15 protein-coding genes and 3 pseudogenes are annotated in these 18,098 nt (G+C 37.8%); 5 read left to right on the top strand and 13 right to left on the bottom strand.

The window, feature by feature from the left end:
* Positions 1-10: 10 nt before the first annotated feature.
* Positions 11-283, bottom strand: coding sequence for a hypothetical protein (locus tag CWO92_RS19265; protein ID WP_101355840.1), 273 nt, complete (start codon positions 281-283; stop codon positions 11-13).
* 366 nt (positions 284-649) lie between these two features.
* Between CWO92_RS19265 and CWO92_RS19270 the strand changes: the two genes are divergently transcribed.
* The gene (locus CWO92_RS19270; RefSeq protein ID WP_101355841.1) at positions 650-976 is read left to right on the top strand and encodes a hypothetical protein; all 327 of its coding nucleotides are present in this window, start codon (positions 650-652) and stop codon (positions 974-976) included.
* Positions 977-1,245: 269 nt separating this feature from the next.
* Here the strand turns inward: CWO92_RS19270 and CWO92_RS19275 are convergent, their stop codons facing one another.
* Positions 1,246-1,659, bottom strand: coding sequence for a DUF1259 domain-containing protein (locus tag CWO92_RS19275; RefSeq protein WP_101355842.1), 414 nt, complete (start codon positions 1,657-1,659; stop codon positions 1,246-1,248).
* Between the two features lie 207 nt (positions 1,660-1,866).
* On the bottom strand, positions 1,867-2,481 hold the full coding sequence (locus CWO92_RS19280; RefSeq protein ID WP_101355843.1) for a YgaN family protein: 615 nt from the start codon (positions 2,479-2,481) through the stop codon (positions 1,867-1,869).
* Between the two features lie 645 nt (positions 2,482-3,126).
* Here CWO92_RS19280 and CWO92_RS19285 point away from each other — a divergent pair.
* Positions 3,127-3,357: a hypothetical protein gene (locus CWO92_RS19285; RefSeq protein WP_101355844.1), complete on the top strand. Its 231-nt coding sequence runs from the start codon at positions 3,127-3,129 to the stop codon at positions 3,355-3,357.
* Here CWO92_RS19285 and CWO92_RS25860 read toward each other — a convergent pair.
* The 5 genes from CWO92_RS25860 to CWO92_RS19305 form a co-directional block, all read right to left on the bottom strand.
* On the bottom strand, positions 3,328-3,543 hold the full coding sequence (locus tag CWO92_RS25860) for a hypothetical protein (RefSeq protein WP_158176833.1): 216 nt from the start codon (positions 3,541-3,543) through the stop codon (positions 3,328-3,330). The genes CWO92_RS19285 and CWO92_RS25860 overlap by 30 nt on opposite strands.
* A gap of 31 nt (positions 3,544-3,574) precedes the next feature.
* Positions 3,575-4,606 (bottom strand): ABC transporter permease, encoded by a 1,032-nt coding sequence (locus CWO92_RS19290; protein ID WP_101355845.1) that lies wholly within the window; start codon positions 4,604-4,606, stop codon positions 3,575-3,577.
* Positions 4,607-4,624: 18 nt separating this feature from the next.
* A complete protein-coding gene (locus tag CWO92_RS19295) occupies positions 4,625-6,115 on the bottom strand; it encodes a sugar ABC transporter ATP-binding protein (protein WP_101355846.1) in 1,491 nt (496 codons plus the stop codon).
* Positions 6,116-6,193: 78 nt separating this feature from the next.
* The gene (locus tag CWO92_RS19300; RefSeq protein WP_101355931.1) at positions 6,194-7,171 is read right to left on the bottom strand and encodes an ABC transporter substrate-binding protein; all 978 of its coding nucleotides are present in this window, start codon (positions 7,169-7,171) and stop codon (positions 6,194-6,196) included.
* Between the two features lie 107 nt (positions 7,172-7,278).
* On the bottom strand, positions 7,279-8,295 hold the full coding sequence (locus CWO92_RS19305) for a Gfo/Idh/MocA family protein (protein ID WP_101355847.1): 1,017 nt from the start codon (positions 8,293-8,295) through the stop codon (positions 7,279-7,281).
* 275 nt (positions 8,296-8,570) lie between these two features.
* On the opposite strand from CWO92_RS19305, the gene CWO92_RS26460 reads away from it, so the two are divergent.
* Both CWO92_RS26460 and CWO92_RS19315 read left to right on the top strand, forming a co-directional pair.
* Entirely contained in the window at positions 8,571-9,563 is a 993-nt protein-coding gene (locus CWO92_RS26460) for a thermonuclease family protein (RefSeq protein ID WP_101355848.1), read from the top strand.
* A gap of 431 nt (positions 9,564-9,994) precedes the next feature.
* A pseudogene (locus CWO92_RS19315) lies at positions 9,995-10,796 on the top strand (SDR family NAD(P)-dependent oxidoreductase).
* A gap of 51 nt (positions 10,797-10,847) precedes the next feature.
* On the opposite strand, the gene CWO92_RS19320 reads toward CWO92_RS19315, so the two are convergent.
* The 5 genes and pseudogenes from CWO92_RS19320 to pdxR all read right to left on the bottom strand — a co-directional run bounded on the left by CWO92_RS19320 (position 10,848) and on the right by pdxR (position 15,341).
* Positions 10,848-11,399 (bottom strand): DJ-1/PfpI family protein, encoded by a 552-nt coding sequence (locus CWO92_RS19320; protein ID WP_101355849.1) that lies wholly within the window; start codon positions 11,397-11,399, stop codon positions 10,848-10,850.
* Positions 11,400-11,676: 277 nt separating this feature from the next.
* Positions 11,677-12,117 (bottom strand): MarR family winged helix-turn-helix transcriptional regulator, encoded by a 441-nt coding sequence (locus CWO92_RS19325; RefSeq protein ID WP_101355850.1) that lies wholly within the window; start codon positions 12,115-12,117, stop codon positions 11,677-11,679.
* A 741-nt stretch (positions 12,118-12,858) separates the two neighbouring features.
* Positions 12,859-13,410 (bottom strand): annotated as a pseudogene (locus CWO92_RS19330) (GNAT family N-acetyltransferase).
* A gap of 171 nt (positions 13,411-13,581) precedes the next feature.
* Entirely contained in the window at positions 13,582-13,779 is a 198-nt protein-coding gene (locus CWO92_RS19335; RefSeq protein WP_101355851.1) for a hypothetical protein, read from the bottom strand.
* Positions 13,780-13,906: 127 nt separating this feature from the next.
* Positions 13,907-15,341 (bottom strand): annotated as a pseudogene (gene pdxR, locus CWO92_RS19340) (MocR-like pyridoxine biosynthesis transcription factor PdxR).
* A 338-nt stretch (positions 15,342-15,679) separates the two neighbouring features.
* On the opposite strand from pdxR, the gene CWO92_RS19345 reads away from it, so the two are divergent.
* Positions 15,680-17,773, top strand: a complete 2,094-nt coding sequence (locus CWO92_RS19345; RefSeq protein ID WP_101355852.1) for a glycoside hydrolase family 3 protein — start codon at positions 15,680-15,682, stop codon at positions 17,771-17,773.
* Positions 17,774-18,098: the final 325 nt, after the last annotated feature.

Consider the following 18,098-nt stretch of genomic DNA (forward strand, 5'->3'; position numbering starts at 1 on the left):
CTATTTGAAGCTAGTTATGTCCCAGCCTCTTAAAGGGATACCAATTTAAAAATAGGATATTAACAGGAGGAATTAATACAGTGAAAGCAGGAAGCACCCACCAATTTATTTCTTTTGTAAAGTACCAATAACCGTGGTATTTAAAGTCTATAAAGGTTTCAGTAACTGCCTGGAAAGCGATTGTAAACATCGATATATGCAGCAATTGATTTTTGTTTAGTCGTTTATTGGTTGTAAAAGCTAACAAGTTAAATAGAATAATCGCAGCAATAAATCCAATCATCGAAAAGGTACTTCCTTTTTACATTAGCTTTTTCAACCACACCGCTAATTATACTGTCAGATTTTTTTGTTCATGCCTTTACCTTTTTATCTAGGATAAGCACAACATGTCATTTTCCTCCAAAATAAAATATTGTACTCCTTACAGTTAGGGTTCAGATATAATTTCCAATAATTGAACGTATTTATATTACCAAGCTTGAAGTCACTTATTATTTAAGTTGGTCTTACATTAAGAAACGTTTTAATAACAGAAATATTATAGGCATAGGGAACGAGTCTTTCCTCGTTAGAGCAAAGATAAACTGAAGTTATAACTATTTAACGTTCGCCTATAAAGGATCAACGATTGAAAGAAGGTTAGGCTATGAAAAGTAAGATTCACCGCTGTAATTGCCGTAACATGTGGAGAGTACAAAGCAGAAAGCGGTCTATTACTGCATACACAATGTTCCTAAATGGAAAATGGTATGTTGAATTGAAGCCTGAAAGGAAATCCAATCCTAAAGGATTTGTTGTAACGGATAGAGGTGAAAATATCATTATAAATCCACCTGACCCATTCATGGAATCCTTTGATAAACTACAACAGCTAGTATATGACAAAGAAAATGTATCTTTTAACGTGCATCATGGAAAATATCTATATTTTGAAGATGATGGAGCATGTTACCTTCTTCAAATCAAAACATAAAAACACCATGATGGGAAAATTTCATGTTGATCATCTTGTACTAGGTTGAATACACAAACGCTACTTTTATTGACGACCCCCTTTACCTAAATAGACAAAGTTGACATGTTATCGTTTCTTACTTTTATTATCAATGCAAAATGGTAAGATATCATTCTAAAAAAAGCTTCTTATTTTGAAATGGAACCACTCTTTAAGGCGTGGTTTTTCATTTGACTATAAATATAAGATATACCAACAAAGAATATAGCAGCTGTAAATCATTTATACTAACTAGAAACTGGATATTGCTTTAGCATAGAGAAGCAAAAAGCTAATTTATGAGCAAACTGAATTGGAGATTCCACAGATTGCAGATGGATATACATGATAACTGGATGGGTAAAAAGCCAGTGATTATGAAGGGCACTGATAATCAGTCCCTGTTGAGCTGCCGCCTGAGTAAATGCTGGGATTTCCTCCTCCAAAATTGCAATCTCAGCAATGTTTAGTGCATTACCATATGGATCCAGCGATTCGAAGGTCGCATCGACTCCAAGAACAGCCGTGCTTTTCTTCCCCTGAATAGTTATTTCAAATGGTCGTTTAAAACGAACAGAGCAACCCCCATGTTCTAATGTACTTTTTCCACTTAAGATGTGCGCAAATTGATCACAAATCGAATTCATATGTCCTTTACTCATCTAATTTCTCCTCCTTTTTTGGAAACATATGCAGGAGGAAAAATTGCTATGTATACAAAAAGCAGCCACTAAAGAAACGGGCAATTTAGTCTACAGAAGTTCCGCGATTCAGCAAAAAACACACAAAAATAACTTGTGTGTACGCTAAAGGCAAAATCCCCTGTATTTTCACGGAACCTGTGTCCGCCTTCTGGAGAGCACCACGTATTACTTTTTCCGATCAACGAGTGTGATTTTATACACAACTGCTAATTCAGATTGCTTCATTACATTCGGAAATTTCCCCTCTGCATACTCCAAATTGCCGCTTATTGCGTTTTTCGACGTTCCCATCCAAGCGGCTAAATAAACGGGCTTACCCTTGATTAATTTGATTTTTTTATTTAATACACTTCCATACGAACTCACGGAAATATTTTTTACAGGCTGTGTCGTACTGGATATTCCACTCGGTATTCCCATTAATACATTCAATTCTTTTTCTTCCTGTAACAACTGAGTTCCGAATGATAAAATTTCGTTGTGAAAAGTATTTTTCGGTTCATCAGAAGTACTCATTAGTTCACCTGTATTTTTACCATTTTCATATTTTACGAGTTCCAATTTTAAATCTTCATTCTTTTGCAAGCGACCATTTAACTTATAGTATTGAATAAATTGTAATCCGGTTTTACTGATTAGTGTTTTCTCTTTACTCGATAATTTTAATGGTTCAATGGTCAAATCTGTTGTTTTTACAGCAACATTTTGTTTTGACGTTGAACACGCCGCTAACATAAACACCGCAATGACAAGCATGAAATATTTACTAAATACTTTCAACTTTTATTCCTCCTAGTCTTCCACTGATTCATCTATTATACTATAAAAGTCCAATATAGATATTTTTTTCCATTTCTGCATTCTGGAAAAGTTTTAAGCTAATACTGGTGAGCTATAAAATTTCGGTTGCCGCTCCCCATGTGCTTCTATTCAGTCCTCTTATTGGATACACTTACATCCATGGATAATTCAGCATCTGTATAAAGATCCAGCAATGCAGCTTGATAAAATATGCTCCTGCTTGCCTGTCATGGCTGCCACGATGGTAAGTATTTGCGTATCTATATTATTACGATTCAGAGCTGCCAGCAGTTCTTGCAAAAAGAGTGTTGCCGCTGCGCTCGGGAATATAACGCAAGCCTTTTCCTGTAAATTGCTAATCTCTTAAACGCTGTTCATCGATAAAAATATAGCAAATTCACCTTCTAAGGCTGGCACCAACATACAATCTCCAAGGACATTTTTCGAAAAACAGTGCTTGCTGCTTTTAAAAACGTGATTTACGTCATATTCCCCCATTACTTATAATTCACTCCAATATTCCACCCTTTTATTTCACCCTTCATAAGGACAAACTCAGAACTGGTCTATTTTTCATAAGCTATAAATGAAGTGATAGACAGTTGTATAAGAGGAGGAAAAAGAATGCCATTCGGTGCTTACCCATATCAAGGTTTTGAGATAGGAAAAAGAAAGGATGGTTATGGTGCTCGTATGGGACCAGGTGGATATTTTGGTCCTGGTAGTTTTGGCGGAGTCGGCGGCGGATTAGGCTTAGCTTTCGGGGGATTAGGTGCAGTTGCCGGGTTGGTCGGTGCTGCATATGGTTTGAACAGTTTACGATTATTAAGAGGTAGAGTGCCTTTCTTTTATTAAAATATCATATGCATATACAGGGGTTTTTATAAAAAAACCGTAAATCTTGTGCATCAGAGTACGGATGAGTGAAAATGGAAGGAAAATTTTATAAAGGGAAATAGCTCTTCCATTTTCACCTGATGTTGACTTTTCCAAGAAAAAAGACGGTGAATGAGCTGCAAATACATTCTTATCATTTTTCATAAAAGACCTCTCGTGATGGCCTTCTAATCTACTAAGCTGTCCTCTCTTTTCGCTGTAAAAGCACTGCCCCAATCACAATGAGCCCTTTAAACGCCTCTCTTAGAAATGGAGGAACTCCAAATAAGTTCAATAAATTATTCATTACTGCAATAATCAACATCCCATAAATCGTTCCAATGATAAATCCTCTTCCGCCCATCAAACTTGTTCCCCCCACTACAGCTGCAGCGATAGCGTCCATTTCAGCCCCTCTTCCGGCATTTGCAAAGTCCATAGAACCTATGCGCGTTACTTGAAGAATCGCTGCGATGGCAACAAGAATTCCCATAAGAGCATATACTCTTACCTTAATTTTATCCACATTGACACCTGATAGCTTTGCGGATTTTTCATTGGAACCAACCGCTATAACTTGTCTGCCGAAGACGGTGCGCTTGGATACATAATGGAGGATATACGCTATGACTGCCCAATAGAGAATCGGCATAAGCAAATATCCCCCAATGCTGAAATTGGAAATTTGCAAGAAATCCATTGGTAGAGTAGGATTATACCCTTGCATGAACTGTTGAGTTACACTTCGGAAGATCATCATTGCGCCTAATGTAATAATAAATGGTGGAGTCTTTCCTTTTGTGATCGTAATACCAATTAGTGCCCCTAATAAATAGCCAAAACCTATTACGATAACGACTGCGATAATAAAGGCAGGGATTCCTGTTATCCCTATTTGCGCCAATATTCCTTTAGAGCCTGTATCCAATAGAATCATCGCAAAAGCACCGGTTGCAACTAAAGTAGAGCCTACGGATAGATCAATCCCCGCCGTCATAATGACAAATGTCATTCCTAATGCAATAATTCCAATTCCGGCGTTGTTTCTTAGAATATTAATCCAGTTGTTGAGCCATGACTGGAACCAGCTGCCGAAGGAATCATAATTAAATCCTAATACCAATGTCTGCAGAATCACCATTATGATGAGCGCAATGGCCGTACTAAATAGCGGAGCCTCCTTCCATTTATGACGGAACCACTGTAAGAAGCTTTTCCAATTATTCATCGTTTCCCTTCCCCTCCCTTATTGGGCTAATGAACCGCCTGTTGCGAGACGCATAATATCGTGCTCTGTCATCGTTTCACCCGTTACTTCCCCTTGAATAGCTCCATGGTACATGACAAGCGCCCGGTCACATACGCGGGTTATTTCCTGTCCTTCACTCGAGAGCACAATGATGGCAATGTTTTCCTCGGCAAGTTGCAGGATAATATTGTAGATGTCTTCTTTTGCCCCAACATCCACACCTTGTGTAGGGTTGTCTAAGATTAGCAGTTTCGGTTTTGCCATTAACCACTTGGATAAAATAACCTTTTGCTGATTCCCGCCTGAAAGACTATGAATGCTGTCTGTTTCTTGTCCCATCTTGATTCGTAATGCTTTTCGTTGCTGAGCAAATTCTTCCCTATGTTTTTGAATGCGAAGAATTCCATGCTTGGAATAGGTCGGCCACGTCACGATGGATGCGTTTTCTAATATATCCATATCCTTGATAATCCCATTCTCTTTCCTGTTGCGCGGTACATATGCAATGCCTTCCTTGATTGCATGAGTGGTACTTTTTATGGTTATTTCCTTGCCATTTAAGTACATTTTTCCGGATGCAGGTTTGTCTACTCCAAAAATGGCTTGAAATAGTTCACTTCGACCATCCCCCAAAAGCCCAGTCACCCCTAGAACTTCACCGGCTCTAACAGAAAAGTTAATATCTCGGTAGTCTTTATAATTCGAAAGTCCCTCTACTCGCAAAACTTCTGTCCCAAGCTTTTTCTCTTTTAACAGGGACCCTGTTCTTACCTCATATCCCACCATATATCTTGCCAAATCATTGGTAGTCACTTCGCGGATGTTTCCTTCCGCAACAAGATTTCCATCCCGCAATACTGTGAATCTATCACAGACGGTCATCACCTCATGTAGTTTATGAGAAATAAAGATAATCCCTACCCCTTTACTTTTTAAAGCTCTCATCATGGAAAAAACTCTATTTATTTCATGATTGGTTAAGGAGGTGGTAGGTTCATCCATAATGATGTAGGAAGCATTCATCATCATTGCCCTGCAGATTTCTACTATTTGTTTATAGGAAGCATCCAAATCAGATACATACGTTTTCGGATCTAGAAGAACGTTCATTTTTTTAAAAACTTCCTTCGTTTCGTGCAACATTCTTTCTAAGTCCAGTCTTCCTCTTTTCGTTCTTACTTCTCTTCCAAGAAACATATTTTCAAAAATCGGCAAATCATTAATGAGATTTAGTTCCTGGTGAATAAAGGCAATACCTGCCTCTTGAGATTGTGCAGGATTAGCGAACTTTACTGAATTGCCATCAATGCTTATCGTGCCTGAGTCCGTTTGATGGACGCCGCCAAGTATATTCATCAAGGTCGATTTTCCCGCTCCATTTTCACCAAGCAGAGCACATATTTCTCCCCCCTTTAAGGTAATCGATACATTTTTCAAGACCTCGTTACTTCCAAATGACTTCCTAATATTTTTCATCTCGATTATCATTTCGCAACCAACCTTTATAAAAAGAGGCTATAGCAATGCCATAACCCCTCATGTGTTTTCGTTCGATAGAAACATAGATTAATATGGTGATTGATCATCTAAATATTTTTGGTAATTGGATTTATCTACAATAGTAGTAGGAATAATCGTCTCTTTTGGGACATCTTCTCCATTTAAAAGCTTTAACGCAATATCTACTGCGTCTTTGACCATTGCTGGGCTATATAGTGCGGATTCAATCCAGATGTCATTGTTTTCCGGCATCATTTTAAAGTATTCCTGCATGCCGCCACCGCCAGTGACCACTTTAATATCAGTCCTGCCAGCTTCCTTGATTGCCTGCAAAACACCAATAGACGTTTCATCATCCATAGAATAAACAGCATCAATCTTTTTATTTTTAGTCAAGATATCTGAGAAGTCCTTTAGCCCATCTTCACGAGTAAACTTTGTTGCATAGGTGAGGATTTTCATATCTGGTGCGATCTCCTTCATTGTATCAACAAATCCCTGTTTTCTTAGTTCTGAAACGGATCCTGAAGAAGGAACTTCCAGCATGACTACCGTTCCTGTTTTCCCGATCTTGTCTACCACATACTTAGCTCCTTGAATCCCCATATCTTTATTATCTCCCGCTACCCGGTAGACACCATCTACATCGATTTTGATGTCAAAGTTGACAATCTTTATTCCGGCATCCAATGCTTGCTTAATCGGCACCTCCATGCCTTCCCACTGTGGAAATGCCACAATGGCTTCGGCTCCCCATGTTTTTAAGTCATCTAGTTGGGAAGTCATTTCTTCCGCATTGTTACTCGTCTGTATTTTGTACTCAATCTTATCTCCTAGCTCTTTTGCCCGGAGCTCTGCATTGTACGCAACCGCAGCGACCCAGCCATGTGTAACTGCCGGTGCCAGTATTCCGATTTTGTGCTTTTTGCCACCTGAACTTCCGCCATTACCATTGTTTCCGGATGACTTTTCACCGCCACATGCAGTGAGAAGCGGCACCATTATTAGTACGACTGCAACAAGCATCCATAAAGTCTTCTTCACTCCCCATTCCCCCTCCATAATTTACTCCCAAACAGCATTATTCTATTATATATACTAAAAAGATTACTTCATTTTATGAAGTAGCTTTATTTCTTATACCGAAACATCTAGACATGTTTTCCGTCCAGTATCGATTCCACCACTTTTAACGTGGTTAAAGCTTGTTCGCCTGTAATAGGAGGTTCTTTATCATTCATAATAGAATCTATAAAAGCCTCGATTACACCAGTGCTCGTTTGGTTCTCATTTGTTTGAATGGATTCCAATTCGTATTTAATTACTTCTCCATCCTTTGTTTCAATCAAAAGCGGAAAGTGAGGATGATCATACATTTTCATAATCCCGTTTTGACAGTAGATAATGGTGGAATTATCTTCGAAACCGTAATAAGTCCATGAGAAGGAAGCATTTCCGATTCGTCCTTTTCTCGTTTTTAAAGCACAAACGACGTTATCACATACTTCTATTCGCTTTCCGTTTTCATCGGTTTTATCCAAGGTAGCGTGAAACGCTTTCACTTCTTCGATCACATCGTCTAGTAAGTAGTGAATAAGGTCGATTTTATGGATACCTAAATCTCCTGCAACTCCTAAGGAAGAACGTTCTTTTTTAAAAAACCAGGTAGCGTTCGACTTTTCCACTCCCCAGCTTTCCGGTCCTTTATGGCCAAACGTTGTGGTAAAAGTTAATACGTCCCCTAGTTCTTTCTTCTCAATGATTTGTTTAGCTTTTTGGTGCACCTTAGTCAATCGTTGATTATGGTCTACCATTAATTTCTTACCTGACCTTTTTTGTGCTGCTAGGATTTTTTCTGCACACTCTACATTTATGGCAAGCGGTTTTTCACAAAGGACATGCTTACCATTCAACAAGGCATTAGTGGAATAGATATGATGGGCATCATTGGAGGAACAATCACTTATTGCTATAATTTTTGGATCATGGTACAGTTCTTCCACTGTTTCTACTGCACGACCGCCAAATAAACTAGCTAATGTTTTCGCTCTTTCTAGATGACGGTCATAAAATACAATTTCTTCGACATGTGGATTTGCTTTATATTCCGGCCCATGGCGAAATCTAGCAATCGAGCCGCAGCCAATAATCCCAACTTTTAACCCCAATAGTCGTTCCCCCTTTTTTTCTATACATGATAGATGAAGTATGAACTACTGCCTTATGGTCTTTTGTACCCATTTTTACGTTGGGTTGCATATAAATAGAACCAAATCAAAAAATATTCATCAATTCCAGCCATACTGTTAATAGCAAACCAAAAATGTAATTTTATCTAATTATTAGTAAATACCGAAATCTATTGAAATAGTAATTTTTATCCTCTAAAATAAATGATTGGGATAAAAGTAAAATGTTTCATATTGGTAGAGGGGAAATAGGTATGAAAAAAGGAAAATTAGGATGTTTTGGGATTATTGCCGTGATTGTGTTGATCTTTTTCGTATATCATAGTAATCCAAACAGCGAGACAGCAAACACGAAAGTTGCCTCATCCGACACTCACACAGTAAAAAATCCCGAAAAGCAAACTACTGTTGTTGACAAAGAAGAGAACAATAAAAAAACAGAAGCACCGAAATCTAATGTGAATGGTACCAAAAAGCAGACGGAGGCGGCAAAATCTCAAAAAACCGTTTCAACTGCAAATACGGTTCCTGTGACACTGACTAGAACGGTAGATGGAGATACTATTAAAGTAATGTATAACGGAAAGGAAGAAACCGTCCGTTACTTGCTGGTAGATACTCCAGAGGAAAAGAAGCCTGGTACTTGTGTTCAAAATTATGCAGTAAGTGCCTATAATAAAAACAAACAGCTTGTCAACAGCGGAAAGCTTAGTCTGGAATTTGAGACAAATGGGGATAAACGAGATAAGTATGGCCGCCTCCTTGCATACGTTTTTGTAGATGGAAAATCAGTGCAAGAGGAATTAATAAAAGATGGGTATGCGCGAGTAGCATATATTTACAATCCGCCATACAAATATTTGTCCAAATATCAAAGCGATGAAAAAATGGCAGAAAATAAACATCTTAATATTTGGTCTCTAAACGGTTTTGTAACCGATAAAGGGTTCAATGGATGTGCTTCCAAGCAAACAAGCAGCACAACCCGCCAATCTGCTCCATCTCATCGCTCAGCATCTTCGAAACATCCAACAAGTTCTGGCGGCAATGCAAACGCTTTTGTAAATAATCCAGCAGACGACAAAGAAAGCAACCTTAGCTGTAAAGGAAAAATTAAAGGAAACGCCAATAGCAAAATTTATCACATGCCTGGTGATGCCTATTATGACCGGACAAAAGACAATATCGTCTGGTTCTGTACGGAATCCCAAGCTCAGGCTGCAGGATATCGGCATTCAAAGCGATAGTAGAATTAGTGGAAAGCTATTTTCCACTATTTTTTTAGTCGTTTAAGAAGTTTACATAATAATTTTATTGTAAATTAAATATTCACTTACGCTTTTCGCGGACGCACGGTTTGTTATTTCCATAAAAAACCCAACACCCCAAAATGACAACATAGCGATTTAACGGAACCAGCTCCCACCGTTTTATACTTTTTTCTACATGCTGACCAGCTAATCATGATTTTTTCAGTCACTTTTTCCAAAATCAACATCATTAGAAACCTCTGTCTTCCTCCTTTGTACCACAGCCGTCAACAACACCTCTTTTCCATTAAAACGTAATAATAGATTTTTAAATGATAAAATAGTTTATGATTAAACTATTTGACATCTAAATAATCACGTTAAAATATTCGATAGAATCATATTTTAATAATAAAGGAGAAATAAAAATGGGACGTGTTCAAGGAAAGGTTGCATTAATTACTGGTGGAGCATCTGGAATCGGCTTGTCTGCAGCAACCATAATGGCAAAAGTAGTTATTGGCGACTTTAATGTAGTCGGTGCTAAAGAGGCTGCCGCAGCAATTAAGAGACAAGGCGGAGAAGCAGTCGGTATTTTCCTAGACGCTTGCTTACAAAGGGAAATCTATCCAAGAAGCAATAGAATTCACTGTTAAAACATATGGTGCACTAAATGTACTTTACAATAATGTGGGATTAACTAATCTTCAAAAAGATATAGATGTTGTACATATGGATTTAGATGAGTGGGATCGCCTCATGAATGTGAATTTAAAAAGCGTACTTCTTGGAAGCCGCTATGCTATTCCACACATGATAAAAGCTGGAGAAGGATCTATCATCAATACTGCATCAATGGCTGCTTTTGCAGGTGATGCAACAAGATTTGCTTATGGAGCTTCCAAGGCCGCTGTTGTAAATCTTACGCGTTATATTGCTGCACAATATGGAAAGGACAATATCCGCTGTAATGGTGTCGCACCGGGACTGATTTTAACACCAGCTGCGAAAAATAATCTGCCGCCTGCTGTCTTAAATATTTTTGAAAAATATTATGCCCTTCCTTACCACGGTGAAGCAGATGATATTGGTTATACCGTGGTATTCCTTGCTTCTGATGAATCAAAATTTATCACTGGTCAAACCAGTCAAGTCGAAGGCGGCCATTATATAGCAAACCCAAGTATTGCAGACTTTCAAGAATATATCAACAATCTTCCAGCCAAGTAAACAAGGTCCCCTAAGAATTGATGTATTCCTAGGGGATTTTTTTAAGTTTACTCACTGATTTACTTGTTTAATAAACTCTCTCATGAAACCTGGTAAATCTGGCCATGCATGACCGGAGACAAGATTTCCTTCCACATGAAGATGATTTTCAATGTAAGTAGCCCCAACTGCTTCAACATCAGGCTTGCAAGCGATATAAGCGGTTAATTCTCGGCCTTCCATATATTGCTTAACCGTTGTTAAGATGAGACTTGCGTGGCAAATGGCCCCAACCGGTTTATTCGCCTCAAAAAAATGTGCGACAATTCTAGGAACATTCTCATTTAAACGAATATACTCTGGTGCCCTTCCCCCTGGAATAATTAGTCCGTCATATTCTTCCGGATTTACATCTTCAAAAGCAATCGTAGACTCAATTAAATACCCTTTGCTCTCTGTATAAGTATCCCAGCCAATAAAATCATGAATAACGGTTTGAAGTTGCTTTTTCGATGGAGCTGCAATTTGAACATCATACCCTTCTTCCAAACAGCGAAAATAAGGATAATAGATTTCTAATGCCTCTACCGCATCTCCAGCTAATAGCAATACCTTTTTTGTCATCGAAAAAATCCTCCTTTCAAATGATAACCTGACCTAATATTTATATATTCTTGGTAAAAGTTATACTTTCCTCCCGTTTTAAAATTTTTTACATAAAATGCTTTGCAAAGAAAAAGGCGACTGGTAACTATATACCACTCGCCGTATAGATTCAAACTTAAATAGAACAATCCCCTCATGCAATACATAAAACCATTAATAGATTACAAGTAATTTCCCCATGCGTTGAAGCGCTTCCTTATTAATTCTCTATGAAATCTCCCCTGTTAGATTTGAGTTATTCTTCTGGACATTGCAGTTTGGATAATACTAGTTTATGCAATCTAAATAAATGCTGAATATCTTCTTCCGGTATTTCTAATAACCCATTAAGCCTAGTCATAGTCGTATTATCAGATGAAAAAATCGTTTCTAACAACTCTTCCCCTTTTTTGGAGAGAAGAAGGGAAATGGATCTTCTATCTGACGGCGGAACCACTCTTTCAACAAAATTATGTTGAACCAATCGTTCCACTACACCGCTTACAGTACTATTCGTAAGCCTTAATTTTTCTGCCAATTCACTTAAACTAATATTAGGATGAAGATGAAGATGAAAAATCGTTTTTAATTGGACAACGGTGATGCCATGTTTATCTGCTTCTAGTTTTTCAAGCTTATAAATTGCTTTGTTCACTTCTGAAAAAGATTCCAAGATATCATTATTAAATCTATTCATGTCGGTCCCCTCATTACTATTAATTTACCCCATGACTTTCTATCTATTTTATAAACTTAGAGATTAATCAATAGCTCTCAACAACGCATTTCTATTAGAATATAACATAAATTCTCGATCGTTATAACTAGCTGGACCTTCATTTCACATAGAATACAAATAAATAACCGAAGAATACCTCAGGATAAATGTACTAGGTAATGATATTTAACAAAGCTCATTTATCTTTTATCTCCTTTCGTAATGCAATGATTTCCTAATTTTGTTTATGCCCCATTTCTTTTGCTAAAAGAGTAATTATGACAATAATAAAACCAATAAATATGAATATATACTTCCTCTTATAAATCATAAGTACCCTTGCCCTTTATTTTGTTCCCATTAATACTTGAATGATGATTTTCCACCCATGATATCTCATATGATTGACCATCTTAAAAAATATTTTTCTGACATACATATAGTCTGTAACACTTAAATATTTCTCTCGAACGTAATCAACCAGTTTCATTTTTAAATCCAATGAAACGAATTCTTCTACTCGTTCTATTCGTTTGGATAATGGTTTAGAAGTATATTCAGTAAATACAAAAATAAGCTAAGTAGTATTTTTATATTGCTCTTCCCTGTCCCAATTCGGGCATTGATTTCATGAGTTTAAAAAGACCACCGTAAAAATAGAGAAAGGCTACTCCATTTTTGCATTAGCCTTTCTCTGTCCGTTCTTAAACATATTTATAATTAATTCATGGGATTTATAATTCCGTAATATACAATATCTTCAAAAGCACCGTTTTTACAAACATGGTCTTTTAGCGTTCCTTCGTATTTCATTCCACACTTTTTCATTATCTTTCCAGATGCGGGATTTGATTTAAAATGGCGTGCATAGACACGATGATAATTCTTCTCTTGAAAAACGAAATCAATCACTGTCTTGGCTGCTTCTGTCCCATAACCATTTCCCCAATATTCTTCCCCAATCCAGTAAGCCATTTCGCCATTTCGAAAGGAAGGATGATTGGATATAGCTATAGCACCAAATAATTGTCCCGTATGCTTGTCCGTTATAGCAAATTCATACATTTTGTCTAATTCAAAGTTTTGCTCATGATGGGCAAAATCCATGACAGGGCACAATCTAACGTGTAGGGATATGGCAAATTCAATGTGCTTTTATAGATATTATAATTTATTGCACATTCTTGCGACATTTTTTGCATCTGATTCATGGAACAGACGTAGAAGTAATCGATCCGTTTCTATCGTTTTTTCTTGTTTGTTATACAACATTCTCTTCACCTGCCCACGCTTCTCTAACCTCAACTCTTTTTTAACCAAATGTACAATAGTTATCAAATAATTTAAAATAAGCATACAACATTTTGCTATTTAGGACTGCAAAAGCTTTGCAAATATCTTTCATACTTGCAAAGCTTTCCCACCCTAACCTAGTTCGATTTTTTAGATTAAATAAATTCCGACTACTATTGCGCCTATTATCACAATAATACCAAGAATAATATACATGAAAAGAATGCGCGTTAAGTTCCCTTTTGTGGCAGTACTATAGTTTGCATCTGCTTTTCCTGCAACCATTAACGTTCCTACTAATGCTGCAATCCCTACGAAAGCCACTAAAATATAGGCAACCATCATCATTTAGAAACACCTCCACCCAATATGACCAGGCCGAAATTTCATCTTGAAATTCTTTTAATATAATCATAAGGTTGTAATTAATCATTGAAACCATCCAATTCATAAGGAATCTAACCATCCACTTTTTCTATTTTGCATGTTCGAAAGCACGATATAAACGTTGAATTCCTTGTTGTATCATGGCTTCATCCCTTTTTGAATAAGTAAGACGGATACAACCTTTTTTTGTACCGAGAGTACTGCCCGGTGCAAAAATTACTCCTTCTTTTATCGAGTTTTCCAGCAGACGATTCTCATTTATATCTTCTTTAAACTGACACCACAAATGAATGCCGCCCATTGGAAGATGAAATTCTACCTGATCATGGAAATAATGAGTTAGTTCCTTGGCAATGACATCCCTTCTTCGTTTTAAATAGCTTCGTACTAGTAAAAGTTGTTCGTCTAAGAATGTGGAACTTAAGAATTGATTTCCAATCCATTGTGAAATAGAAGAATGCCCAAAATCAAATTGCTGCTTCGCGTCTGCTAGTCGTTCTATTACGGGATTAGGTCCGATAATCCAACCGATTCTTAAACCCGGTGCAGCAATTTTCGATAACGAACTAATATATAAAACACTGCCATTCGTATCCATTGATTTCAAAGTGGATGGTTTTTCCTCTGTAAAGGAAATCAAGCTGTATGGATCATCTTCTATGATTGGAATTCCAAATTCAGATGAGATATCCAGTAGTTCTTTTCTTTTATGATAAGGCAACAAAGTCCCAGTAGGATTTTGATAAATAGGATTAGTAAATATCATTTTGATTCGATGTTTTTTATGAAGATCTATAAGTTCTGACGGATCGATTCCATTTTTCCCAACAGACAGATAAAAAACTTTTAGGCCCGCTGTTTTAAAGATAGGTAGACTAAAACTATAGGAGGGATTTTCAATTACAACAGCATCTCCGGGTTTTAATAAACACTGTATAATAAGATGAATCGCCTGTTGTGCACCTAACGTGATGAGAATTGATTCAGGCTTCGTTTGGATAGTTCGATACTCCCGTACATGATTGGCTATGGTCTGTCGCAATTCCATACTTCCTTGGGGATGGTCATATCCTAAGTTCCCTGTAAACTCCACATTGGATAACGTCTTCTTTATGAAGTCATTAGGAAATAGATCGGCAGATAACTCCCCGCTCGCGAGATTAATAAGATGACTTTCCTCCGTTTCTTTTCTAATCCTTTGCATGACAGGAATATTCGGCAAGAACGTCCCAGCCTCAATGTATCGATTCCAGCTTGGAATCCGCTTTTTCGTTAGCCCCCCAAATATCCCTGCTAATGATGGTTCCACTGCCCTTCTTACGCTCGACTAGTCCATTCGCTTCTAGTTCTGCATAAGCTGAAACAATAGTACTGCGATTTACACCATACCTTTTAGCTAAGTTTCTTTCAGAAGGCAGCGGCTTGTCCACTGGAAACGTACCATCTGTTATACCATTTTCAATATACTCAGCAATTTGCTTGTATATTGGTTTCTTCATGTTTCTATCCGGCTTCCAATCCATTTATCTTTCCTTCTTCCGATATAGTTGAAAAATAGCATCTATATTGATTGTAACGGAAATAGTGAGTGATAATACTATCATTTTTGTCTACATTTTTACAGAGCTTTTCTTCATCATTGCATCCTCCAGTGATACCCACCTTCATTCCTTGATTATAGATGGAAAAACCATCCTACTTTCTTCCTTATTTTCTTTCATCCTACATAACTTTTTTACCTATGCATACAGTTGTAGTAATTGGGTAAGCAAGCTTTTGAATAATGATTAAGGAGGGAACTATAATCTGAATCCAAAGTAATACTGTATGGCCTATTTTCCACAAAATCGGAGGGGAAAAGATGAAAAAGCTGCTCAAGATTTTTAGCCTTTCAATCATTATTTGTACTTTCATTTTCACGGGTATATCAGAGCGGGGTGCCAATAAAGCAAAAGCAGATGGAGGTGCTTCTCCAAAAGCAAATGATTTAGTCATTGATTTAAATGTCCCGGAGGTTAGCCGAGATGTAGCAAATGATACATTGAAGTTAAATGCCCTCCATGTGTATAGTGATGTTCATTTTCTCCTGGCATCCAAAAACATAAAGTGGAGATCTTCCAATAAAAATGTAGCTTCTGTTGACCAAAACGGTAAAGTAACGCTAAAAGGACATAATGGAAAAACGTTTATTTATGCAAGTGATGGATATAGGCAAGATCGAATTTCCATTCAATATAAAGGCAATCAAGATAAGATTGTTGTAGAAAAACAGCATGGCTCTCGTTATGACTTGATTAATAAAGCGATCAATCATATGACCTTAGAAGAAAAAGTTGGACAGATGCTGATGCCTGATTTTCGCACGTGGAAGGGAAAAAATGTAACCCAAATGCAGCCAGAAATTGCTCAACTTATTAAGGATTATCATATTGGCGGAGTGATTTTATTCCGAGAAAATACTGTTTCTGCGGACCAAACCATTAGACTTACAAGGGCTTATCAAGATGCAGCAGAAAAATATGGAATGCTTGTTTCCGTAGATCAGGAAGGCGGAATTGTAACCAGATTGCAAACAGGCACCGATTTTCCTGGTAATATGGCACTTGGTGCAACTCGTTCCGAAGAGCTCGCAGGGAAAGTTGGAAAAGTCATTGGCGAAGAATTGCAAGCAGATGGAATTAACATGGACTTTGGACCTGTGATGGATGTAAACGTGAATCCAGATAATCCCGTGATTGGCGTTCGTTCCTTTGGTGCAGATCCGCAATTAGTAACGGATTTGGGAAAGGCTTATATCAATGGATTACATCAAACGAATACAACCTCCACTGCCAAACATTTTCCTGGTCACGGAGATACAGCAGTTGATTCCCACATCGGCTTGCCGGAAGTACCTTATGATATGGATCGTTTACAGAAAGTAGAGCTTTATCCATTTCAACAGGCAATGAACGCGGGAATCGATGCCATTATGACAGCACATGTAACTTTCCCTAAAATTGATGATACAAAAGTAATTTCAAAAAAGGACGGAACAGAAATTTCCCTCCCTGCAACTCTTTCTTATAAAGTGTTGACAGGACTTATGCGCGAACAAATGGGTTTCAAGGGTGTGATTGTTACAGATGCAATGAACATGGGAGCTATCGTGGAGAACTTCGGACCAGTTGACGCCGCCATTCGTGCTGTGAACGCTGGCGCTGATATTTTATTAATGCCAGTTGGGGTTGAACAAGTTGCAAATGGTTTATATGACGCGGTAAGCTCGGGGGCCATTCCAGAGAGCAGAATCGAGCAATCCGTTAAACGCATCCTTACCTTAAAATTAAATAGAAGCATTGTTAAGTCTGAGGTGGAACCAAATATCGAGGATCAGGTTGCCAACGCTTTAAAAGTGGTTGGATCACCAGAACATAAACAAATCGAAAAAGAAGTTGCAGCGAAATCTATAACCCTTGTAAAAAATGATCAACTACTGCCTTTACAAGTGGCAAAAGAGGATAAAATAGCTGTTGTTGGTTCTTCCAATTACTACGTAGATTCACTATTCAATGAAGTAAAGAAACATCATGATAATGTGATTTATATCAATACTTCCACAGAGCTAACAGCAAATCAGTTAAATCAAATCAAAGATGCAAAATATATTATTGTTGGCACCTATACATCTTCTGTAGCAGGAAGAGCACCGAATGCTAGCCAAATGTTGATGACAAAGCAACTGATTGCCACAGGCAAACCGGTAGTGGCAGTTGGAATCAGAAACCCTTATGACATCATGTCCTATCCAAATGTCGGAGCCTACTTAGTCCAGTATTCCTATAACAAGGCAAGCTTTGAAGCATCAGTCAATACTATCTTCGGTCAAAATAAGCCAACTGGCAAACTCCCAGTAACCATCTACAACCAAGATGGCAGTATTTTATACAATATAGGTCACGGCTTAGGATATTGAACGTATAGGGGCTTGACCATTTTCATGGGAGGGGCGTGGGGGAAAAAGCGTGGGTTGCTGAATCGTGGGGTTGAGGGGTCGCGGGGTCAGACCCCTTTTCCCACCAAAAGGCATGTTCCTCCCATTTCTTCTTCTCTTTTGTCCATTAGAAGCTTTCTAATGGTAGCCTACCTTCTCTTGTCCTTTAAAACCTTTTTAAAAGACAATCTCCTATACTTTTTGCTCCCTTTTGTCCTTTAGAACCCTTCTAAAGGACAATTGCCTTCACTTTTTGCTCCCTCTTGTCCTTTAAACCCCTTCTAAAGGACAATCACCTTCTCTTTTT

Origin of the sequence: Heyndrickxia camelliae (genome assembly GCF_002844575.1) — a bacterium.
GTDB lineage: Bacteria > Bacillota > Bacilli > Bacillales > Bacillaceae_C > Margalitia > Margalitia camelliae.